Consider the following 20,999-nt stretch of genomic DNA (forward strand, 5'->3'; position numbering starts at 1 on the left):
TTCGTCGCGTTGCCTGCCGACATCGTGGTATATACCCCTAGAGGGGGTCTGCACTTGTTATTCGCCACGTCGCCTGCCGACGATCATGGTCTAGATATTTAGTTGTGCACTCGGAGGTTTCCAAGTTCTCTAAGTTTAGCAGCTCGACGCGGGAACACAGGGCAATTGCTGAGCACACTTCGACCCATCGGTTGGGGTGGGGGCGCGCGCTCAGGAGCATGCGGGAAAGGATCATTGCATGGGGGTACTGAGGCGTAGCGCTCCTCGCTCGAATGTATCGCTGCGATCAGAGCGTCCGCTACAAGTGTTCGCTCAAGTCTCAGCGTCACTCAGCCGATGTAGCGATGTAGCGATGTAGCTGGGGTGAAACCTCCCTATGAGAAAGGTGAGGAAACTGGGCACCTAAACTTCCTCACGCATGGTTTGGAGAGTTACATCGCTACGGAGCTACGTTTCAAATGATGCCTTGATAAACAGGCGTTCTTGGTATCAAGACACGTAACGCTAGGCCATTTAGCAGCGCTACTGTGCGCTACGCGCTGCCGACCCAGCCCATGCGGTCTGCCTGAAGTCCGTACTAGAAGTGCCACGGGATCGCCTCGCTGCAGCGAGCACCAACGCACACCTCCTGCATAACGCAGTGCTCTGCCATTATGCGTTTGATTGCGGGCAGTCAAGGTTCGCCAGAGGCGCGGCGGCGGGGGCGCAGCAGAGCCGTTTCCTGCTTGTCTGCGTCACCGCCAGCCAGGCTCGACCCGTTCGTAGTTGATGCCCTTTTGGCCCGCCCATCCCTTGCCGATGCGGCTGATCCTTGGCGCCATCACTGCACGGATCAGACGTCGCTTCTTCGCGAGCTCCATATCCGTCCACTCCAAGCGGATAGCCCCGCCGGACAATAGCGTCAATACGAACGGATCCATCTCCGAGAGTTTCTCAAGCCTCGCCTGTGCTGTTTTGATCAACGGCTCGATCCTGGCTTCTTGATCGAGCAGCAGATTGAACCGCAGCTTGGCCGCGGCGTCCGCGCGTACCTCGTTCAGATAGGCGTGGTATCCGGCGATTTCCTCGAGCACAGCCCTGCGGTCAGTGTCGTTTCCTTGGCCCCGCTCGCCGACCATCGCCAGGAAGTCCGGCCGCTCCAGTCGAGTAAGCACCAGCTCGGTCACCACGGTGTCGAGGTGCTCCTGGCGCATGGCGACGTGGAATCCCTTCGTGCCGTCAGGTCCCGGCCGCCCTGGCACGCCTGAGCATATATAGGCAAGGTATGTCTTCCTCGGCAGAGGATTGCCCTCATCGTCCAGCTTCTTGGCCCCTGCGTTCTGCTTGCCGACGCGTGTCGGCGCCCCACAGACTCCACACAGAGCAATCCCGGCCAAGAGATGCTTTGCGGGCCAGTCGTTCGTCCGCTTGTGCTCTGGGGGCGACATGACGATTTGAAGTTTCTTCCATGTCACGAAGTCGATAAGCGCTGGCCACATGGCGTCGCCGACGATCTCGCCCTGATGCTGCCGTTTTCCAGCGTATGCCGGCATCGAGAGCATCTGCTTTACTGCCGGGGGAGTCCAGCCGTAGTTCTTGCGGTGTTCCTTACGCGTCGGACGCCGCTGTGCAATCCCGCGCTCGTTAAAATCTTTCGCTATGGCATAGAACGTATCGCCATCTAATACGCGGCGCGCGGCCTCTTTTACGATCGGCGCCTGCGCGGGGTGCTCTTCAACCCGCAGCAGTTCCCGTGTCTGCTCGTCGTATACACGTAGGAAACCGTAGACATTCTTGCCGTGTGGTTTCCCCTTATCAGCGGCAGCACGCACATCTCTGCGGATGCGCTCGGACGTCTTCTCAGATTCATACTCAGCGTCCACGGCATCTTCGAGCAGGCTCCGCCGATCACGGGCGTTCGCTGGGTCGTAGAGCCGGCCATGCGTCGTTACCCAGATTCGTACGCTGCGCGCCTTGCATAGGTCGACCAAGTCCACCCACTCGCCGACCCGACGCGATCCGCGGCTTGACTCCCAGATGGCCAGAACGTCTGCCCCGAACGTGTCGCCCTCGAGATCGTCGATGAGCCGCTTGAAGTCTTCTCGAGCCTTCGTCGCATAGCGACTGGCGCTGCGGTCCGTGTCGCGGTAAGGCGGATCTGGGTGCAGAATCCAGCCCTGACGCATGATCGATGCTACGTTCTCATCATGCTGTTGATCGGGGCTTTTTCCCGTAAGCTTCCGGTCCTTCGAGACTCTCAGGTACTCGCGAACGCTCAGTTCTGACATAGCCACCTCCAAAGGTAACTATATCTGGTGCCAACTGCGCCATCGTGATCGCGTCGATCATGCTGCTCGGCGGCTACCTTCGGCTGCGTCGTTCCTGGCGCATCGGGCTGTCGCTCCTGACGCTGCTCGGCTTCACCGTTCTGGTCACCCCGGAACCGAGCGTGCTGCGCTCGGCTGTCATGGCCACCCTCACCCTGTTGTCGATCGGGGCCGGCCGCCCCGGACGTGGTGTGCCCACCCTGCTCGCCGTCGTGATCGGTCTGCTCGTGACCGATCCCTGGCTGGCCCGCAACTATGGCTTTGCCCTGTCGGTGCTCGCGACGGCCGGGCTTCTCGTGCTCGCCGGCCCACTGGCACGCGTTCTCGCCCAGTGGATGCCGACGGCCCTCGCCGCGATCATCGCCATTCCGCTGGCTGCCCAGCTGGCCTGCCAGCCGGTGCTGATCCTGCTGAACCCCAGCCTGCCGCTCTACGGGGTACCGGCCAACATTCTGGCCGGGCCCGCCGCACCGATTGCGACGGTGGTCGGACTGGTCGCCTGCCTGACCCTCCCGGTGCTCCCCGGCGTCGCAGTGGCACTGCTCGGCCTGGCCTGGCTGCCGTCCGCGTGGATCGCGGCCGTCGCCCAGGGGGTGTCCCTGCTGCCCGGCACCCGACTGCCCTGGCCGGGCGGTGCACCGGGCGTGCTGCTGCTCGCGCTCGTCACCCTCCTCACGCTGGTCGTGGTGCTGCGCGGCCCGACCGCCCGCCCGGCCCGCTGGCCCGCCGCGGTGCTCGCCGTACTCCTGGTCGGTCTCGGGGGCTATGCCGGATCGCTCATCGGTGCGGGGATCGGCCGGGTCGCCTCCTTCCCGCCCGACTGGCAGATCGCGGCCTGCGACATCGGGCAGGGTGACGCCGTCGTCGTGCGCGACGGCGATCAGTACGCCCTCGTCGATGTGGGGCCGGACCCGCAGCTGCTCACCGTCTGCCTCGCCACCCTCGGCATTTCCCGCATTAATCTGCTCGTGCTCACCCACTACGACCTCGACCACATCGGCGGGGTCGATGCCGTCCTCGGCAAGGTCGACACGGCGCTGGTCGGAGTGCCGGAGAACGCGCAGGATGAACGCCTGCACGAACGTCTCGCAGCTGGTGGCGCCACGGTCCACCAGGGTGCCCGCGGAGATTCCGGCACCCTCGGCGGGCTGCGTTGGAACATCCTCTGGCCCATTCGCGGCGCGACGACGATGCAGGTGGGAAACCCGGGAAGCATCACGATCATGTTCGACGGGCGGGGCATCCGTTCGATCTATCTCGGCGATCTCGGCGAGGACTCGCAGAATGCCCTGCTGCGGGCGTCGCCGCCCGGGCGAGTCGACGTCGTGAAGGTCGCGCACCACGGTTCGGCCGACCAGAGCCCGAAACTCTACGCGCAGCTGCAGGCGCGGATCGGGCTCATCTCGGTCGGCGCCGCGAACAGCTACGGGCATCCCACCGACGCCCTGCTGAACACTCTCGCAGCGGTGGGAACACTGCCGATGCGCACCGACCGGGAAGGCCTGGCCGTCGTCGCGCCGGGCGCCAACGGCACCCTCGTACTGTGGACCGAGAAGGTCGGCGACCGCGGTCCCCCCGCCACTTCCACGCCCACGCAAACCGTGGCACCGGATGCTGCCGGACCGGTCGGTGCTGCGGGTTAAGCTTGATCGACCCCACCAAAATCGAGGAGAGCGCATTGGCTGCACGACCCGCCACCACCGGTTCCCGCGCCGGCAAGGCTGCGCCCGCCCGAACGAACAAGGGCACCGTCATTCCCCAGCTCGGTTGGCACCAGGTGCGTCCGGCGCCGATCGTGCTCGTCACGGGAACCGAAACTTTCCTCGCCGAACGCGCCATCCGCCAGCTGCGCGACTTTCTCAAGCTGGAAGATCCGAGCCTCGAGATCAGCGACGTGCAGGCCGACAGCTATGCTCCCGGCGAGCTGCTCACCCTCGCGAGCCCGTCGCTGTTCGGTGAGCCGCGCCTGATCAGGGTCAGCAACGTTGAAAAATGCAGCGACACGTTTCTGGCGGAGGCGCTCGACTATCTCGAGAACCCCGCCGACGACACCTACGTCGTGCTGCGTCATGGTGGGGGAGTGCGCGGCAAGAAACTGCTCGACACCATCCGCGGTGGCCTCGGCGGCGCCATTGAGATCGTCTGCACCGAGCTGAAGAAAGACACCGAGAAGTACGAATTCGCCTCCAACGAGTTCAAGGCGGCCGGCAAACGCGTCACGGCCAGCGCTCTGCGCCAGCTCGTCGCCGCGTTCTCCGACGACCTGGCCGAGCTCTCCGCCGCGTGCCAGCAACTCATCGCGGACGCAACGAGCGAGGTCACCGAGACCACCGTCGACCGCTACTACGGCGGTCGGGTCGAGACCAACGCGTTCAAGGTTGCCGACTGGGCCATCGCCGGCCGCAACGGCGAAGCATTGATCACGCTCCGCCATGCCCTCAGCTCCGGCGCCGACCCCGTGCCGATCGTCGCGGCGTTCGCCATGAAGATTCGCACCATGGCCAAGGTGTTCGGGGCTCGGGGCGGTTCCGCCCAGCTCGGCGCCCAGTTCGGCCTCGCCCCGTGGCAGGTGGAACGCGCCCAAAAAGACCTCCGGGGCTGGAGCGACGAGGGCCTCGCCCGCTGCATCCTGATGCTCGCCGAGACGGATGCCGCCGTCAAGGGCGCAGGCCGCGACCCGGTCTTCGCGCTCGAACGCCTGATCGGTGTCATCGCCCGGCGTGGCGAGCAGTAGCCCGAACCAGGCCGGTCAGCGGTCGCCGGCGTCCGCGACCGTGATGGTGGAGCGGTTCAGGTAGAGCCACACTCCGTTTTGAAAGCTCGGGTTGCCGCAGACCCGGCTGGCCACCCAAACCGGCAGCAAGGTGGTCGACGCGGAGAGGTCGGCCGGCTTGGCCAGGGCGTCGAACGACGAGGGCAGGCTCGGGCAGAATTCGAGCTGCACCCGACCGGTGATGTCGGAGAACTGCACCGACACCGGCCGCTCGGCGGGCGGCACCAGAACTCGCAGGGCGCCGAGTCCGGCGACGGCCAGCAGAGCCGCGACGGCGAACACCGCTCCGAGCGCCGACAGCGAACGGATGCGCCGAATCGTTCGCGCAGACCCGTCAGCCTCGACAGTGCCGCTGCCGGGACGGGCGGGGCCGTGATTGTCGGGGCTGCGGGGTCCCGAGACCACCGCTGCCGCGAGGTAGAACGTGATTCCACCGAGAAACAGTGCGAGCGCGACCAGCGCCACCAGCCGCTGGTCCTGCGGAGTGACCGACACCCCGTCGCTCGCGTTGAACGCGAGCCACCCGGCCACAGCCAACGCCCCGGCGCTGAGCAGGGCGGCGAGAACACGAGCGTGTACGCGGCGATGCGGGCCGCTGGCGTCGGGGACAGAACTAACCGGTGGGGTGCTCTTCACCGCGTCAGTCTAGTGGGGCGCACCACTCCAGCACCCGTACCTCAACTATCTGCGCTGCCCGCCGGTGGAAACCAGAAAACCCCCACCGGAACGGCGAGGGTTTTCGGGTCTGAGGTGCAGCATCCGCTCAAACAAGACACTGCGGCCTCTCAGCGTGCTGGATGAAACCAGAACGGATCAGACGAGGGCGCTGATCAGACCAGTGCGCCGACAGCCTTAGCGATGGCCGACTTCTTGTTCGCAGCCTGGTTCTGGTGGATGACACCCTTGCTGACGGCCTTGTCGAGCTTCTTGGAAGCAAAGGCGAGACCGACGACGGCCTTGTCCTTGTCGCCAGCGGCAATCGCGGTGCGCGTCGCGCGGATCGCGGACTTGAACTCGCTCTTGACGGCTTTGTTGCGCTCCTGGGACTTCTTGTTGGTGCCAATTCGCTTGATCTGCGACTTGATATTTGCCACGTTTTTTACGCTTTCGTTAGGTTGTAGTACGGACAGCCGCTCAGCGGGTAGAGGGCGCTTGAGCGGCGAAAATCGTGCGGGGTGGGACCCAACACGCAAGCCAACCACTAACGCTACCAGCAATTGCTCGCACCCCCAAACCGGTCCGCTCCCTCAGCGGATGCCCGCCCCCGCTTCGCCGATGGACGCTCCCGCAGCGGATGCCCACGATCGCTCCCGCTGGTCGCCCGCCGCAGCGGATGCCCACGCCCAACCCGGACTCCACCAAGCGCGTGCGGTGGCCGACCTCACGCGGCGCTGGACACCCGCTCGGCGATCCGCAGGAGGATGGCCGTGAAACGTTCCGGCTGGGCCAGACTCGACAGGTGCGTCGCCCCCGGCACCATGAGGACCTGGCCGTTGCGGCAGGCGGCCAGAAAGCGTCGCTCGTTCAGTCGAAAATGATCGAGGGCGCCGTTGACCAGCCAGATCGGGCCCGGATACGCGGCCAGGCTGGCCAGGGGAGTCAGCGTCGCGGTCGCGCGCAGTCCGGAATCCATCACGTCGAGCGCGGCGCCGCCCGCGAGCACATCGCGCGCTCCCGCCGCAGGCAGGAGCAGCCGTGCCATGCTCTCGTGTAGCCAGAGCCCCCGGTCGGGCAGTCGGTGAATGGTGCGAGCAAGCAGCCGGTACCCCTCGAGGAGCACGCCGCGCGGTTCGGCGCTGCACCCGGCGGCGATGAGACCGGCCACCCGGTCAGGATGCTCGGCAGCGTAGGCGACGGCGTAATAGCCGCCGAGGGAGAGGCCAACGAGCAGCACCCGGCCGCCGAGCGCCGCCACCCCGGCGTCGATGGCGGCGAGCGCGGCCCGCACCGTGAACGGTTCCTGCATCCGCTGACCGTGGCCGGGCAGATCGATCGCAAGCACCGGGTGCCCGGCGGTGCGCAGCGCCTCCTCCTGCACGCGCCACATCGTGGCCGAGGCACGGATGCCATGCACCAGGAGAACCGGCACACGGGGCGGGGCAGTCTCCATGCCGGTGATCCTAGCCAGCCGCACCCGGAGTGGGCTGATCGTCGGGCGAGGCTCCAGCCCTGAACCCTCACGCATCGACAAGAGTTCGCGCCGGGGTGTCGATTCCGCCCTGTCTCGATCGTCATGTCGGTGTCACGATCAAATGATCAGAAGGGAAACCACTATGCAATACTCACTGCTCGTCATGAGCCAGGAAGCCGGCGACGCCGAGGTCAGCGACGAAGCCATGGGGTGGGGCCGCGCGGCCTTTGACGCCTGGGCGATGTCGCTCGATGCCGCCGGGGTGCTCGTCTCCGCAGACATCTTGCAGCCGGTCGCCCACGCAACCACCATCTCGGTGCGTGACGGTTCCCTGCTGGTGCAGGACGGCGCGTTCATTGACACCAAGGAACGCCTCAACGGAACCTTTGTCATTGATGTGCCCGACCTCGACGCGGCCATCGGCTGGGCCGAGAGGTGCCCGGGCGCCCAGTATGGGGCCGTTGAGATCCGCCCCTCTGCCATCATTTTCCGCGAAGGTGCGAGGCACAGCCAGGTCAACGAGACAGCTGAGGCCTGATCAGCCGGACGGATGCCCAGGCGCGGGCCGAGCAGGTGGCCCGCGCCTCCTACGGGCGCATGCTCGCCGTGCTCGCCGCACCCACCGGCAACATCCCCGCCGCCGAAGACGCCCTCTCCGATGCTTTCGAACAGGCGCTCAAGTCCTGGCCTCAGACGGGCATTCCTGACAATCCGGAAGGCTGGCTGGTGACGGTGGCTCGCAATCGCCTGCGCGATCTCTGGAAATCGGCCGCGCCGCGCCGCCAGGTTCCCCTCGGCGTGCTCGGCATGGACTCGGCGCGGATCGCTGCGGTGTTCCACCTGTCGCCGACCGCCCTGGCCCAGCGGTTGGTACGGGCAAAACGGCGGGTCCGCGACGCTCGCATCCCGTTCAGGATCCCCGAACGCTCCGAGCTTGCCTGGCGCCTGCCGCCCGTTCTGGAAGCCATTTACGGCGCCTACGCCATCGTCTGGCAGACGGCGGCGTCGCGCGAGGTTGATTCGCTCGGCGGTGAGGCGCTCTATCTCGCGACGACACTCGGCGCCGGCGTCGCCCTGTGCGTCGCCATCAGCGACGTCGACGGTGCCGAAGTCGCTTTGCAGGCGCTCGAGCGCATCGAGGGCGCCGACGACTTTCAGCCGGCTTGGGCCACCCGGGCCTACCTGCTCGCCCAGGCCGGCCAATTCCAGAGCGCCCGCGCCGCCTATGCTCGAACGATTGCCCTGACGACGGATGCCGCCGCTCGCGCTCGTCAGCAGCGCACCCGCGACGACCTCGGGTAACGCACGGGGACTGCCAACCGCCGGAGCATGGAAGAATAGACGAACTATGTCACCGAGAGCCCTTCACGCGCTGGAACCGGCCGCCACGGCCCCCGAGTTCATCCGCAACTTTTGCATCATCGCCCACATCGACCATGGCAAGTCGACGCTCGCCGACCGCATGCTGCAGATCACCGGCGTCGTCGACGAGCGTTCCATGCGAGCCCAGTACCTGGACCGCATGGACATCGAGCGTGAACGCGGCATCACGATCAAGAGCCAGGCTGTGCGCATGCCGTGGGAGCTCGACGGCGTCACGTACGCGCTCAACATGATCGACACCCCCGGGCACGTCGACTTCACCTACGAGGTTTCCCGCAGCCTCGCCGCCTGCGAGGGCGCCATCCTGCTGGTCGACGCGGCCCAGGGCATCGAAGCCCAAACCCTCGCCAACCTCTACCTCGCCCTCGAGAACGACCTCACGATTATTCCGGTGCTCAACAAGATCGACCTGCCCGCCGCCGACCCTGAGAAATATGCCCGCGAACTGGCGAGCCTCATCGGTGGTCGCCCCGAGGACGTGCTGCGCGTTTCCGGCAAGACCGGCGCGGGGGTCGAGGAACTGCTCAACCTCGCTACGACCATGATTCCGGCACCGAAGGGCAACCCGGATGCCGCCGCCCGCGCCATGATCTTCGACTCGGTCTACGACAGCTACCGCGGCGTCGTCACCTACGTGCGCATGATCGACGGCCACCTCAAGGCCCACGAGAAAATCCAGATGATGTCGACCAAGGCGACCCACGAGATCCTCGAGATCGGCGTCATCTCGCCGGAACCGGTCGAGAGCAAGGGCCTGAAGGTCGGCGAGGTCGGCTACCTGATCACCGGTGTGAAAGACGTGCGGCAGTCCAAGGTCGGCGACACCATCACGACCGCGGTGCGCCCGGCGACCGACGCGCTGCCCGGCTATGACGAACCGCAGCCCATGGTCTTCTCCGGTCTGTATCCGATCGACGGCAGCGACTATCCGGCGCTGCGCGAGGCCCTCGACAAGCTCAAGCTCTCTGATGCCAGTCTCGGGTACGAGCCGGAGACATCCGTCGCCCTCGGGTTCGGCTTTCGCTGCGGATTTCTCGGCCTGCTGCACCTTGAGATCATCACAGAACGCCTCGAGCGTGAATTCAACATCGACCTGATCACGACCGCGCCGAGTGTGCCCTACGAAGTCACCACCGACGACAAACGCACCATCACGGTGACCAACCCGAGCGAGTACCCCACCGGCAAGATCGCCAAGGTGCTCGAGCCCATGGTCAAGGCAGCGATCCTCGCGCCCAAAGACTATGTCGGCGTCATCATGGAACTCTGCCAGGGCCGCCGCGGCACCCTGCTCGGCATGGAATACCTCGGCGAAGACCGGGTCGAGATTCGCTACTCGATGCCGCTCGGTGAGATCGTGTTCGACTTCTTCGACATGCTCAAGGGCCGCACCGCGGGCTACGCCTCGCTCGACTACGAGCCCTCGGGCGAGCAGGAAGCCGACCTGGTCAAGGTCGACATCCTGCTGCAGGGTGAGCAGGTCGACGCCTTCAGCGCCATCGTGCACCGTGACAAGGCCTACGCCTACGGCGCTCTGATGACCGGTCGTCTGCGCAAACTGATTCCCCGCCAACAGTTCGAGGTGCCCATCCAGGCCGCGATCGGCGCCCATATCATCGCCCGCGAGAGCATTTCGGCGATGCGCAAGGACGTGCTCGCCAAGTGCTACGGTGGTGACATTTCACGCAAACGCAAGCTGCTGGAGAAGCAGAAAGAGGGTAAGAAGCGCATGAAAATGGTCGGCCGGGTCGAAGTTCCCCAGGAAGCTTTCATCGCTGCGCTGAGCGGCGATATCGAGACGAAAGACAAGAAGTAGAGCAGATGCGCAGGGCCACCTTCACCGACGCCGCCGTCAGCTATGCCGCAATCGGCGGCACGCTCGCGCCCGATCTGATGAGCTACCCGCCCAAGGGCTACCGGCCGATGGAACAGAGCGTCAAGCTCGGCAGTTCGCAGGAACGCTTCGAAGCGGCCACGAAACTGCTGATGACGTGGGGAATCCAACGCGGCAGTGGCATGGAGGTGACCGACCTGGAAAACGGCACCGGCGTGCAGTACACCCCGGTGACCTTCCAGCCGGACGGTACGCCGGCGGCCGGCCAGCAGCATCCGGTCAACGAGGCGACCTTCGCCGAGGACGGCACCCCCTACATCGCCAACGGCATGACGGCGACCCTGAGAATGAAGCTGTGGCTGTTCCAGGTCACCGCACCCGTGCGCGTCGTGTACGTGATCGACGAGGCCACCCGCATCGGGTTCGCCTACGGCACCATGGCCGGCCATCCGGAAAGCGGCGAGGAATCCTTCATCGTCGAGCATCGAGAGGATGACTCGGTCTGGCTGACCATCCGCTCGTTCTCGCGGGCGAGCACCTGGTATTACCGCCTGGCCTGGCCGGTGCTGCGCTTTCAGCAGGCCAAATTCACCAGGCTCTACCTGCGCGCCCTGCACCCCGCTGGTGCCATCTAATAGCGGCGCCATCACCAACTGAATTCAACGTACTGGAGCACCACCCATGGCCGGACCCCACCCCGTCGGCGATCCCGCACCCGACGACGGCCTCCTTCCCGCGTCAGCAGCCGTCCACGCGGCCGAACGCGATTTCGGCGTCTACCTGCACGTGCCGTTCTGCCGGGTGCGCTGCGGCTACTGCGATTTCAACACCTACACCGCGACGGAATTGCGCGGCGTCAAGCAGAGCGACTATGCCAGCCAGGCCGTGCTCGAGGTGGAGGCCGCCGGCCGTATCCTTACCGCGTCGGGCGTGCCGGACCGTGAGGTGGCGACGGTGTTCTTCGGCGGCGGCACCCCAACGCTGCTGCCGGTGACCGACCTCGTGAAGATGCTCAGCGCCGTGCGGGACCAGTGGGGCCTGCAGGATGGTGCCGAAGTCACCACAGAGGCGAACCCGGACTCGGTCGACGCCGCCTACCTGCACGCCCTCGCCGATGCCGGCTTCACCCGGGTGTCCTTCGGCATGCAGTCGGCCGTGCCGCACGTGCTCGCGACCCTCGAACGCACCCACGACCCGGAGCGCGTGCCGCTCGTGGTGGAGTGGGCCCGCGCCGTCGGCCTCGACGTGAGCCTCGACCTCATCTATGGCACGCCGGGGGAGTCGCTCGCGAACTGGCGCACCAGCCTCGAGCAGGCGATCGACCTCAAGCCCGACCACCTGAGCGCATACTCCCTCATCGTCGAGGACGGCACCAAGCTCGCCAGGCAGATTCGCCGTGGCGAGATCGCCCCGACCGACGACGACCAGCAGGCCGACTTCTATGAACTGGCCGATGAACTGCTCAATGCCGCCGGTTACGACTGGTATGAGGTCAGCAATTGGGCCACGAGCAACGCTCACCGGTCTCGGCACAACCTCGCCTACTGGACCGGCCAGGACTGGTGGGGCGTCGGTCCCGGCGCACACAGCCATGTCGGCGGCGTGCGCTGGTGGAATGTCAAGCATCCGGCCGCCTACGCCGAGCGTATAGTGGCCGGCCTCTCTCCGGCCGCCGGACGCGAAACACTCGACGCGCCGACCCGCGAGCTTGAACGCATCCTGCTGCAGAGCCGCATCCGCACCGGCATTCCGGTAGCCTCACTGTCGACGGCCGGTCGCCGTGAGGTCGCCGGCCTCATTGCCGACGACCTTGTCAATGCCCAGGCTGCTCTCGCCGGGACGATCGAATTGACCCTGCGCGGACGGCTCCTGGCCGACGCTGTGGTGCGGCGGCTCAGTGACTAGAGCGTCGATCTACTGACTGGAGTCAGCCTCAATCGACAAACGTGCCTCAGCTGACGAAGTGGCTCAGCTGACAAACTTGATTGTGAGCGGGTAGCTGTAGCCTTCGCCGCGGTTGGCGGCGAGCGCGGCCAGAATCATGAACACGAGGGCGACGATGGCGAGCGGTGCATACAGGATGCCGCCGATGCCGAGCGTGATGACGGTGATGGGAACCAGCACGGCCGCGTAGATGTAGTACGAGATATGAAAGTTCAGCGCCGTAGCGGTGTGCGCGCGAATGAACGGTCCGCGATCGCGCAGCACGAGGTAACCGATCAGCGCCGGCAGAAAGCTGAAGATGATGCCCCCGACGTGGATCAGCGTCGCCCAGAGTTTCTCGTCAGCCGGGCTCATCGGATTGGCGGGGGTTGACTGGTACGGGTTCTGCTCAGACATGGGGTCTCCTGTGTTCGGCCCGGTCACTGGCACGGCAGTGCCAGTGACCTCCAGGCTAATCGTCCCGCCGTTCCCACGTCGCTGGGCGGCTACGTGATCAGGCCTATTTGATCAGGCGCAGGGCGAACGGGTATCGGTAATTCTGACCGTCCTTGGCCTTCAGAAACCCCAGGATCGAAAAGATAACCCCGGCCAGCCAGACGATCCAGCCGAGGCCCACGAGGAGTCCGCCGATCCCGAAGGTGACGAGGGCCAGGAACGTCGATCCCACGGTGATTGCAGCGTAGGCGATCAACAGGGTGATCTGAAAGTTCAGCGCCTCCTTAGCCTCCGTGTTGGTGAGACGACCGCGGTCCTTGAAGACCAACCAGATGATCAGGGACGGCAGAAAACTCAGGATGCCGCCGAGGTGGGCCAGCGACGCCCACAGGCGATCGTCGCCCTCTGAAACGGGTGCCGCTACGACGGGGTTGGAGTACGGGCGGCCGCCAGGTTGTTGGCCATACGGCGGTTGGCCATACGGCGGTTGGCCGACAGTGGGCTCACGGTAGTTGGGATCACGGTAGTTGGGATCACGATTGCTGGAATCGCCGGGGGGTTGTGCCTGTGGGTCGCTCATGATCGTGCCTTTCGCTCAAAGCGGTGGGAGCGTATAGCGGCAATTAAACGCTCGCTTCCGGTTTCTGGCAATGGGCGCGCTCAGTCGATACCCGGCCGGTCGCGATACACTTAGCAGTCAGCGGATGCGAGTGCCAACGACGTGCCGACAAACCTGCGTCCCAGCGTGCCCACCGGCGCGCGCGGGAGTGGGCATCCGCTCGTGTGCAGCAGTACCCCGAAAATCAGGAAGGCGGGCACAGTGGTTTCCGACCGTGGCCTCGATGTTCTGCGCGTCATCGTGCAGGACTACGTCGCGTCCCGCGAACCCGTCGGGTCCAAATCCATCGTCGATCGGCACTCCTTCGGTGTCTCCGCCGCCACCATTCGCAACGACATGGCTCTGCTCGAAGAAGAAGAGCTGATCGCGGCGCCGCACACCTCGTCCGGGCGCATCCCCACCGACAAGGGCTACCGGGTTTTCGTTGACCACCTCGCCGACCTGCGCCCGCTCACGCCGGCCCAGCGTCAGGCGATCGAAACCTTTCTCGGCCACTCCGCCGACCTCGACGAGGTACTCGTGCGCAGCGTGCGCCTGCTGTCGCAGCTCACGCACCAGGTCGCGCTCGTGCAGTACCCTTCACTGTCCCGGGCCAAGGTGCGTCACATCGAGTTCGTCCCGCTGACCGAGACGCGGATCCTGTCGGTGTTGATCACCGATTCCGGCGGGGTGGAGCAGCGGGTGATCGACCTGCCGCGCGCGCTCGACGAGCAGACGCTCGGCGAGGTGCGTGCGCGGCTAAATGTCGCGGTTGTCGGGCTCGGCATGGCCGAAGCCAGCGTGGCTCTCGCCGCGAGCGTCTGGCCAGGTTCTCCGGCACTGCAGCCGATCGTCGACCTGATCACCAAGACCCTCGCCGACCAGGTCGGTGCGAACCGCCAGGACAAGCTCGTCATGGCCGGGGCCGCGAATCTCGTGCGCACCGAAGACGACTTCTCCGGCAGCATCTATCCGGTGCTCGAGGCGATCGAGGAGCAGGTGGTGCTATTGCGCCTGTTCGGCGAAATGGAGACCGACCAGCACGGTGTCTCGGTGAGCATCGGCCGCGAAAATGCCGCCTTTGGACTGCCGGAGGCGAGCGTGCTCACCAGCGGCTACACCGCAAACGGCAACCTCGCCAGACTCGGCGTGCTCGGACCCACCCGCATGGATTACTCCAACAATATGGCGGCGGTGCGCGCCGTCGCCCGTTACCTCTCCCGCCTGCTGGGCGAGACCTAGATTTTTCCTGGCCGCGCTGCGGCACCGACCCAATTCGAACAACATCCTCAAGGAGAGCCACCTTTGGCTGACCACTACGAAGCGCTTGGCGTTGACCGCGACGCGACCACCGATCAAATCAAGAAGGCGTACCGTCGCCTCGCCCGCGAACTGCATCCCGACGTCAACCCCGGCGCCGAGGCGTCGGAACGGTTCAAGAGCATCACGCACGCCTATGACGTGCTGAGCGACGCGAAACAACGCCAGAAGTATGACCAGGGCGGCCAGAACGGCGGCTTCGACGGGCAGAACTTCGGCAACTTCGGTGACATCTTCGAGACCTTCTTCGGTGGTGGAGGCGGCGGCAGTCGCGGCCCGCGCTCCCGCCGCGAACGCGGCCAGGACGCCCTCATCCGGGTGGAACTCGACCTGGACGAGGTCATCTTCGGCACGCACCGGGACATCGAGGTCGACACCGCGATCGTCTGCGCCACCTGCCAGGGCTCCTGCTGCGCCCCCGGCACCCAACCGATCACCTGCGACATCTGCCACGGCACCGGCAGCATCCAGCGCGCCGTGCGCTCCCTGCTCGGCAACGTCATGACGTCGAGCCCGTGCGGTTCCTGCCGCGGCTACGGCACCATCATCGCCACACCGTGCATGACGTGCTCCGGCCAGGGCCGTGTGCGCGCCCGCCGCACGGTTCCGGTCGACATTCCGGCCGGAGTCGACACCGGCCTGCGCCTGCAGATGCCCGGCAGTGGCGAGGCCGGCCCGGCTGCCGGTCCGAACGGCGACCTGTACCTCGAGATGAAGGTGCGCCATCACGACGTGTTCAGCCGCGACGGCGACGACCTCATGTGCTCGCTCGACGTGCCCATGACCAGCGCCATTCTCGGCACGAGCGTCACCGTGAAGGCCCTCGACGGTGATATCGAGGTGGAGATCCGCCCCGGTGCGCAGAGTTCCGAGGTGCTCACGATCAAGGACCGCGGCATCACCAAGTTGCGTGGCAGCGGCCGTGGCGACCTCAAGATCGGTATCCACGTGGTCACACCGAGCAAACTCGACCACAAGGAACGCGACTTGATCGAGCAGTTCGCGGCGCGCTACGCCGCCCCGGCACCCACCCTGAGCCAGTACCAGCAGGGCCTGTTCGCCAAGTTGCGCGACCGGTTCCTCGGCTAAATGGCACATTTCTACCTGCAGGAATCGCTGCGCACGATCGAGTGCCGCCCGGGGCAGGTCGTTTCTGTCGACGGTGCCGAGGCGCGCCACGCGGTGACGGTCAGCCGGGTGCGTCCCGGGGATCGGCTCCGCGTGGGCAATGGGGCCGGGTTGCTGCTCGACGGTACGGTATTGACGGCGGAGGCTGCGTCGTTGACCCTGCGCGTCAACGACGCGAGCGAGACGCCGGCGGCGGCGCCGCGCATCCGATTGGTGCAGGCCCTGGCCAAGGGCGACCGTGACGAACTCGCCATTCAGGCTGCCACCGAACTCGGCGTCGACGGCGTTATCCCGTGGTCGGCCGCCCGCTCCATCACCAGGTGGGAGGGCCAAAAGATCGCCAAGGGCCACGAACGGTGGAGCAGCATCGTGCGCGAGGCCAGCAAACAATCCATTCGAGCCTGGCTGCCCGACGTCGCCCCGCTGGTGAGCACCAAACAACTCGCCGTGCTCGCCGGCACCACACGGATGCTGCTGCTCGACCCGACCGCATCCGCTCGCCTCACCGAGGTGGCTGCGCCCACCGACGACCGTGACATTCTGCTCGTCGTCGGCCCGGAAGGTGGAATCTCCCCGGCTGAACTGCTGCTGCTCGAGCAAGCCGGTGCCAGTCAGGTGCGCCTCGGTGACACCGTGCTGCGCACGTCGACCGCCGGTCCGGCAGCACTCGCGATTCTCAATGCGACGCTCGGCCGCTGGTAGTGCGAGCCGCTGACAGCGCCGCTTAAGATAGAGGCATGTCTTCTTCTGGCGCCGAGCCGTCCATTTTCAGTCGAATCATCGCGCGGGAGATTCCGGCGACGATCGTGGCCGAGACCGAAAACATCATCGCGTTCCTCGACATCGCACCGAAAGCCCCCGTGCACGTCGTGGTCACCACCAAAGACCCGCAGTACCACAACGTCGTCGACCTTGCCGCCGGCAACCCCGCCCTGCTCGCCCAACTCGTCGCCGTGGCCGAGCAGATTGCCGCCGAGCGCACCAACGGGCAGTTCCGCCTGGTTTTCAACACCGGGGCCGCCGCCGGCCAGACCGTGTTCCACGTGCACGCCCACGTTTTGGGCAGCCCAACACCGACCGACACGCTGGGGGAGGACTCGCTTGGCGCACTCTGATCCCGATAAGGCAGAATTGCGCTTCTCCGTTGACGGCGTCGCCATGGTGCGCCTGCTCGGCCCTGAAGACCGCTACCTCAGCACCATCGAGGCCGCGTACCCCAACGTCGACGTGCACGTGCGTGGCAACGATGTCACCCTCGGCGGCAGCGCCGATGACGTCGCAGCCGTGCGCCGACTGATCGACGAACTGCAACTAGCCCTGCGCACCGGCCACGACCTCGGCGAGACCGAGGTGGCCACCTCAGCACGGATGCTCGCCGCCGACAGTTCCGTGAGCCCCTCCGCCCAACTCGGCGCCCCCATCCTGACGGCGCGCAACAAGAGCATTCGGGCTAAGTCGCTCGGCCAGAAGGACTACGTCGACGCGATCGACGACAACACCATCGTGTTCGGCATCGGGCCGGCCGGCACCGGCAAGACCTACCTCGCCATGGCGAAGGCGGTGCGCGCCCTGCAGAACAAAGAGGTCGAGCGCATCATTCTGACCCGACCGGCGGTCGAGGCGGGCGAGCGGCTCGGTTTTCTGCCCGGCACCCTCACCGACAAGATCGACCCCTACCTGCGGCCCCTCTACGACGCTCTCGGCGAGATGCTCGACCCCGAACTGATTCCCAAAATGCTCGCTGCCGGCACGATCGAGGTGGCGCCGCTCGCCTACATGCGTGGTCGCACCCTGAACGCGAGCTTCGTCGTGCTCGACGAAGCGCAGAACACCACGCCGGAACAGATGAAGATGTTTCTGACCCGCCTCGGCTTCGGCTCGAAGATGGTCATCACCGGCGACATCACCCAGATCGACCTGCCGGCCGGCACGAGCGGACTGAAACTGGTCACGCGCGTGCTCGACGGGATCGACGACATCCACTTCGCCTATCTGAGCAGCGCTGACGTGGTGCGGCACTCACTCGTCGGCCGCATCGTCGACGCCTACACCGACTATGACGCGCAGAAGCAGGCCCTTCGTCAGGAGAGCGCCGAAGCCCGAGAATTCGCCACCCGCGGCCCGCAGCGCACTGCGTCAGGCCGCAACCCGAAACGGAGTTCCAGTTGAGCATCGAAATCAACAACGAGTCGACCATCCCGGTCGATGAGGCCGCCATTTTGCGCCTCGCTGCCTTCGCGCTCGACACCATGCACGTGCACGCCGACGCCGAACTCGCCATCGTGCTCGTCGACGAGGGCGCCATGGAGCAGCTGCACGTGCAGTGGATGGATGAGCCGGGCCCCACCGACGTTCTGAGTTTTCCCATGGACGAACTGCGTCCGGGCACCGAGGAGCAGGAAACCCCGCCGGGACTGCTCGGTGATATTGTGCTCTGCCCGCAGGTCGCCAAGGAGCAGGCCGAGACCGCCGGCCACAGCACCCTCGACGAGCTGCTGCTGCTGACAACGCACGGTGTGCTGCACCTGCTCGGCTTTGACCACGCCGAACCGGCGGAAGAGAAGGAGATGTTCGGCATTCAGCGTGACATTCTCATCGGCTTCGCCATGCAGGAACGACAACGCCACTGATGCACATCGTGTGGTTCATTTACTCGGCCGTCATCCTGGTCGTTTTCGCCGGTTTGATGGCCGCCGTCGACGCGGCGATCACCGGCCAATCCCGAGCCGACATCGCCGGCCTGGTGCCGAATCATCGGGCCAAACGATCGCTCCAGGCCATCGCCGACGACGCCGGGGCACACCTCAACGCCATCAACTTCATTCGGATCACCGCTGAGACGACCGCGGCCGTGCTGGTGACCCTCGTCTTCGCGACGACCATCGACGCGCTCTGGCTGGCACTGCTGCTGTCGGCGCTCATCATGACCTCGGTCTCGTTCGTGCTGGTCGGCGCCAGCCCGCGCAGCGTCGGCCGAGCCCACCCGGTCGGGCTGCTGACCGCGACCGCCCTCCTCGTGCACATCGCCCGCTTGCTGCTCGGACCGATCGCCAACGCGCTGGTCGCCCTCGGCAACAGGGTCACCCCGGGACGCACCAAACTCGCCACCTTCACCTCCGAAGACCAGCTGCTCAGCATGGTCGACGAGGCCACCGAGCTCGACGTGCTCGAAGAAGACGACCGCGAGCTCATCCACTCCATCTTCGAATTCAGCGAGACGGTCGTGCGCGAGGTGATGATTCCGCGCACCGACATGATCACCATCGACGCCGGCGCGAGCATCGATGCGGCAATGGGCCTGTTCCTCCGCAGCGGGACGTCCCGGGTGCCCGTGCTGGACGGGGAGGTCGACGACGTCGCCGGCATCCTGTACCTGCGTGACGTTGCCCGGCTGGTGTTCGAGCGGCCGATCAACGCCCTCCAGCTCACCGTGGCCGATCTGGCCAGACCGGCCGTTTTCGTGCCCGAGTCCAAGAAGGCCGACGCCATGCTGCGGCAGATGCAGCTCGAGTCCAACCACCTCGCCATGGTCGTCGACGAGTACGGCGGAATCGCCGGGCTGGTCACCCTCGAAGACCTGATCGAGGAGCTCGTCGGCGACATTTCCGACGAGTACGACCGCGACGTGGTCGAGTTCGAAGACCTCGGCAACGGGCAATTTCGGGTGAGCGCCCGGCTGCCCGTCGATGAACTGGGCGAACTCTTCAACCTGGAACTTGACGACGACGATGTCGATTCGGTGGGTGGCCTGCTGGCCAAAGCCCTGGGACGGTTGCCCGTGGCCGGGTCGGTGGCCTCGGTGAGTGGTTTGAACCTCACCGCCGAGCGCACCGAAGGCCGCCGCAAACGCATCAGCACCGTGCTGGTGGAACGCGACGCGGCGTTGATCGATGCACAGATCGCATTCCTTACGGTACCCACGAGTACCCCAAGCACAGTGTCAGATGATGAAGGAGAACGGTCATGACCGGAGCAACCGAGCCTCACCCGAGCGGGTACCGAGCGGGATTCGTCTCGTTTGTGGGACGCCCCAACGTGGGCAAGTCCACCCTGACGAACGCGCTGGTGGGCGAGAAGGTCGCGATCACCTCGTCAAAGCCGCAAACCACCCGCCGTGCCATTCGCGGCATCGTGCACCAGAAGAACGGCCAGCTGATCCTGGTCGACACTCCCGGTATCCACCGCCCGCGCACCCTGCTCGGTGAACGCCTCAACAGCCTCGTCACCGCGACGCTCGCCGGCGTCGACGTGATCGGACTGTGCATCCCGGCCAACGAACCGATCGGCCCGGGGGACAAATTCATCAACGAACAACTGGATGCCTTCCCGCGCGCCAAAAAGGTTGCCATCGTCACCAAAATCGATGCGTCCTCCAAGACCAACGTCGCCAATCAGCTGTTGGCCGTGTCCCAGTTGCGGGACTGGGAGGCGATCGTGCCGATCTCCTCGACCAGCCGCATCCAGCTGGACACCCTCGCCACCGAGCTGCTGCGCCTGCTGCCGTACGCCGACGCTCCGCTCTACCCGGCCGACGCGGTCACCGACGAAACTCTCGAATCGCGTATCTCGGAATTCATTCGGGAGGCGGCGCTCGAGGGCGTCACCGACGAACTGCCGCACTCCATCGCCGTCACCATCGACGACATCATTGAGCGTGACGACCAGGAACTGGTCGAGATCTACGCCAACTTGTTCGTGGAGCGGGACAGCCAGAAGGGCATCATCATCGGCAAGTCGGGCAGCCGCCTGAAGGATGTCGGCACTCGCGCCCGCAAACAGATCGAACCGCTCGTCGGCAAGCGCGTGTTTCTCTCCCTGCGGGTCAAGATCGCCAAGGAATGGCAGCGCGACCCAAAGCAGCTCGGTCGCCTCGGCTTCTAGCCGGCCGGGCGTCGCGGCCGTCGGTTCGGACCCCCTCCGCAGATCGGGCCCAGGCCCGGCAAGTGGGCCCAGGCTAGATCATGGGCCCGCTTTCGCAACCTGGGCCCGGCATCCGGGCACACGCTGTTCGTGGATCGGACGGCCGTGGAATGTGCCCAAGTCTGACCGTAGCTGAGACCCGCTGTCCATGCTGGTTGCGCCGTTCTCGCTGTCAGGGGAGTGGGTGCCTGTGCCTGTGCCTGTGCCTGTGGCTGTGGCTGTGGCTG

At 65.7% G+C, this 20,999-nt stretch carries 21 protein-coding genes; 15 read left to right on the top strand and 6 right to left on the bottom strand.

Annotated elements, in window-relative coordinates:
- Nucleotides 1–734: 734 nt before the first annotated feature.
- Nucleotides 735–2,267, bottom strand: a complete 1,533-nt coding sequence (locus BMW72_RS16030; RefSeq protein ID WP_092112354.1) for a recombinase family protein — start codon at nucleotides 2,265–2,267, stop codon at nucleotides 735–737.
- 20 nt (nucleotides 2,268–2,287) lie between these two features.
- On the opposite strand from BMW72_RS16030, the gene BMW72_RS16035 reads away from it, so the two are divergent.
- Nucleotides 2,288–3,949 carry a ComEC/Rec2 family competence protein gene (locus tag BMW72_RS16035; protein ID WP_277871547.1) on the top strand — a complete coding sequence of 554 codons (1,662 nt, stop codon included), beginning with the start codon at nucleotides 2,288–2,290 and terminating at the stop codon, nucleotides 3,947–3,949.
- 35 nt (nucleotides 3,950–3,984) lie between these two features.
- A complete protein-coding gene (gene holA, locus BMW72_RS16040; protein WP_092112406.1) occupies nucleotides 3,985–5,040 on the top strand; it encodes a DNA polymerase III subunit delta in 1,056 nt (351 codons plus the stop codon).
- 15 nt (nucleotides 5,041–5,055) lie between these two features.
- On the opposite strand, the gene BMW72_RS16045 is transcribed toward holA, so the two are convergent.
- The 3 genes from BMW72_RS16045 to BMW72_RS16055 all read right to left on the bottom strand — a co-directional run bounded on the left by BMW72_RS16045 (nucleotide 5,056) and on the right by BMW72_RS16055 (nucleotide 7,189).
- Entirely contained in the window at nucleotides 5,056–5,715 is a 660-nt protein-coding gene (locus BMW72_RS16045) for a hypothetical protein (RefSeq protein ID WP_092112358.1), read from the bottom strand.
- Nucleotides 5,716–5,909: 194 nt separating this feature from the next.
- Nucleotides 5,910–6,173 carry a 30S ribosomal protein S20 gene (gene rpsT, locus BMW72_RS16050; protein WP_092112360.1) on the bottom strand — a complete coding sequence of 88 codons (264 nt, stop codon included), beginning with the start codon at nucleotides 6,171–6,173 and terminating at the stop codon, nucleotides 5,910–5,912.
- Nucleotides 6,174–6,460: 287 nt separating this feature from the next.
- Nucleotides 6,461–7,189 carry an alpha/beta fold hydrolase gene (locus BMW72_RS16055; protein ID WP_092112362.1) on the bottom strand — a complete coding sequence of 243 codons (729 nt, stop codon included), beginning with the start codon at nucleotides 7,187–7,189 and terminating at the stop codon, nucleotides 6,461–6,463.
- A 163-nt stretch (nucleotides 7,190–7,352) separates the two neighbouring features.
- On the opposite strand from BMW72_RS16055, the gene BMW72_RS16060 reads away from it, so the two are divergent.
- Genes BMW72_RS16060 through hemW form a run of 5 tightly spaced genes read left to right on the top strand, consistent with a single transcriptional unit; the run spans nucleotide 7,353 to nucleotide 12,332 of the window.
- Nucleotides 7,353–7,748: a YciI family protein gene (locus tag BMW72_RS16060; RefSeq protein WP_092112364.1), complete on the top strand. Its 396-nt coding sequence runs from the start codon at nucleotides 7,353–7,355 to the stop codon at nucleotides 7,746–7,748.
- Between the two features lie 35 nt (nucleotides 7,749–7,783).
- Nucleotides 7,784–8,512, top strand: a complete 729-nt coding sequence (locus tag BMW72_RS16065; protein WP_241983873.1) for a sigma factor — start codon at nucleotides 7,784–7,786, stop codon at nucleotides 8,510–8,512.
- Between the two features lie 46 nt (nucleotides 8,513–8,558).
- Nucleotides 8,559–10,409 carry a translation elongation factor 4 gene (gene lepA, locus BMW72_RS16070; RefSeq protein ID WP_092112366.1) on the top strand — a complete coding sequence of 617 codons (1,851 nt, stop codon included), beginning with the start codon at nucleotides 8,559–8,561 and terminating at the stop codon, nucleotides 10,407–10,409.
- A gap of 5 nt (nucleotides 10,410–10,414) precedes the next feature.
- Nucleotides 10,415–11,062, top strand: coding sequence for a DUF1990 family protein (locus BMW72_RS16075; protein ID WP_092112368.1), 648 nt, complete (start codon nucleotides 10,415–10,417; stop codon nucleotides 11,060–11,062).
- A 46-nt stretch (nucleotides 11,063–11,108) separates the two neighbouring features.
- Nucleotides 11,109–12,332, top strand: coding sequence for a radical SAM family heme chaperone HemW (gene hemW / locus BMW72_RS16080; protein ID WP_092112370.1), 1,224 nt, complete (start codon nucleotides 11,109–11,111; stop codon nucleotides 12,330–12,332).
- 63 nt (nucleotides 12,333–12,395) lie between these two features.
- Here the strand turns inward: hemW and BMW72_RS16085 are convergent, their stop codons facing one another.
- Nucleotides 12,396–12,767, bottom strand: coding sequence for a DUF4870 domain-containing protein (locus BMW72_RS16085; protein WP_241983874.1), 372 nt, complete (start codon nucleotides 12,765–12,767; stop codon nucleotides 12,396–12,398).
- Between the two features lie 103 nt (nucleotides 12,768–12,870).
- Nucleotides 12,871–13,386 carry a DUF4870 domain-containing protein gene (locus BMW72_RS16090; RefSeq protein WP_092112372.1) on the bottom strand — a complete coding sequence of 172 codons (516 nt, stop codon included), beginning with the start codon at nucleotides 13,384–13,386 and terminating at the stop codon, nucleotides 12,871–12,873.
- Between the two features lie 240 nt (nucleotides 13,387–13,626).
- Here BMW72_RS16090 and hrcA point away from each other — a divergent pair, with 240 nt between their 5' ends.
- The 8 genes from hrcA to era all read left to right on the top strand — a co-directional run bounded on the left by hrcA (nucleotide 13,627) and on the right by era (nucleotide 20,733).
- Complete coding sequence (hrcA, locus tag BMW72_RS16095; RefSeq protein ID WP_092112374.1) at nucleotides 13,627–14,646, top strand: heat-inducible transcriptional repressor HrcA; 1,020 nt, start codon at nucleotides 13,627–13,629, stop codon at nucleotides 14,644–14,646.
- Nucleotides 14,647–14,709: 63 nt separating this feature from the next.
- Entirely contained in the window at nucleotides 14,710–15,813 is a 1,104-nt protein-coding gene (gene dnaJ / locus BMW72_RS16100; protein ID WP_092112376.1) for a molecular chaperone DnaJ, read from the top strand.
- Nucleotides 15,814–16,554 carry a 16S rRNA (uracil(1498)-N(3))-methyltransferase gene (locus BMW72_RS16105; RefSeq protein ID WP_092112378.1) on the top strand — a complete coding sequence of 247 codons (741 nt, stop codon included), beginning with the start codon at nucleotides 15,814–15,816 and terminating at the stop codon, nucleotides 16,552–16,554.
- Nucleotides 16,555–16,589: 35 nt separating this feature from the next.
- Nucleotides 16,590–16,967, top strand: a complete 378-nt coding sequence (locus BMW72_RS16110) for an HIT domain-containing protein (RefSeq protein ID WP_092112380.1) — start codon at nucleotides 16,590–16,592, stop codon at nucleotides 16,965–16,967.
- A 43-nt stretch (nucleotides 16,968–17,010) separates the two neighbouring features.
- Nucleotides 17,011–18,021, top strand: coding sequence for a PhoH family protein (locus BMW72_RS16115; RefSeq protein ID WP_092112382.1), 1,011 nt, complete (start codon nucleotides 17,011–17,013; stop codon nucleotides 18,019–18,021).
- Nucleotides 18,018–18,482: an rRNA maturation RNase YbeY gene (gene ybeY, locus BMW72_RS16120; RefSeq protein WP_092112383.1), complete on the top strand. Its 465-nt coding sequence runs from the start codon at nucleotides 18,018–18,020 to the stop codon at nucleotides 18,480–18,482. Before BMW72_RS16115 ends, ybeY begins: the two co-directional genes overlap by 4 nt.
- Nucleotides 18,482–19,819, top strand: coding sequence for a hemolysin family protein (locus BMW72_RS16125; protein WP_174721721.1), 1,338 nt, complete (start codon nucleotides 18,482–18,484; stop codon nucleotides 19,817–19,819). Before ybeY ends, BMW72_RS16125 begins: the two co-directional genes overlap by 1 nt.
- Nucleotides 19,816–20,733: a GTPase Era gene (era, locus tag BMW72_RS16130; protein WP_092112387.1), complete on the top strand. Its 918-nt coding sequence runs from the start codon at nucleotides 19,816–19,818 to the stop codon at nucleotides 20,731–20,733. The genes BMW72_RS16125 and era overlap by 4 nt, the downstream gene beginning before the upstream one ends.
- Nucleotides 20,734–20,999 lie beyond the last annotated feature (266 nt).

Origin of the sequence: Cryobacterium luteum, assembly GCF_900110125.1 — a bacterium.
Classification (GTDB): Bacteria; Actinomycetota; Actinomycetes; order Actinomycetales; family Microbacteriaceae; genus Cryobacterium; species Cryobacterium luteum.

Bases quoted from the DNA above. Each gene is read 5' to 3' on its own strand.
- BMW72_RS16030 (WP_092112354.1), bottom strand. From the start codon at position 2,267: ATGTCAGAACTGAGCGTTCGCGAGTACCTGAGAGTCTCGAAGGACCGG.
- BMW72_RS16055 (WP_092112362.1), bottom strand. From the start codon at position 7,189: ATGGAGACTGCCCCGCCCCGTGTGCCGGTTCTCCTGGTGCATGGCATC.
- BMW72_RS16060 (WP_092112364.1), top strand. From the start codon at position 7,353: ATGCAATACTCACTGCTCGTCATGAGCCAGGAAGCCGGCGACGCCGAG.
- lepA (WP_092112366.1), top strand. From the start codon at position 8,559: ATGTCACCGAGAGCCCTTCACGCGCTGGAACCGGCCGCCACGGCCCCC.
- BMW72_RS16075 (WP_092112368.1), top strand. From the start codon at position 10,415: ATGCGCAGGGCCACCTTCACCGACGCCGCCGTCAGCTATGCCGCAATC.
- hemW (WP_092112370.1), top strand. From the start codon at position 11,109: ATGGCCGGACCCCACCCCGTCGGCGATCCCGCACCCGACGACGGCCTC.
- BMW72_RS16085 (WP_241983874.1), bottom strand. From the start codon at position 12,767: ATGTCTGAGCAGAACCCGTACCAGTCAACCCCCGCCAATCCGATGAGC.
- BMW72_RS16090 (WP_092112372.1), bottom strand. From the start codon at position 13,386: ATGAGCGACCCACAGGCACAACCCCCCGGCGATTCCAGCAATCGTGAT.
- BMW72_RS16105 (WP_092112378.1), top strand. From the start codon at position 15,814: ATGGCACATTTCTACCTGCAGGAATCGCTGCGCACGATCGAGTGCCGC.
- BMW72_RS16110 (WP_092112380.1), top strand. From the start codon at position 16,590: ATGTCTTCTTCTGGCGCCGAGCCGTCCATTTTCAGTCGAATCATCGCG.
- BMW72_RS16115 (WP_092112382.1), top strand. From the start codon at position 17,011: ATGGTGCGCCTGCTCGGCCCTGAAGACCGCTACCTCAGCACCATCGAG.
- BMW72_RS16125 (WP_174721721.1), top strand. From the start codon at position 18,482: ATGCACATCGTGTGGTTCATTTACTCGGCCGTCATCCTGGTCGTTTTC.
- era (WP_092112387.1), top strand. From the start codon at position 19,816: ATGACCGGAGCAACCGAGCCTCACCCGAGCGGGTACCGAGCGGGATTC.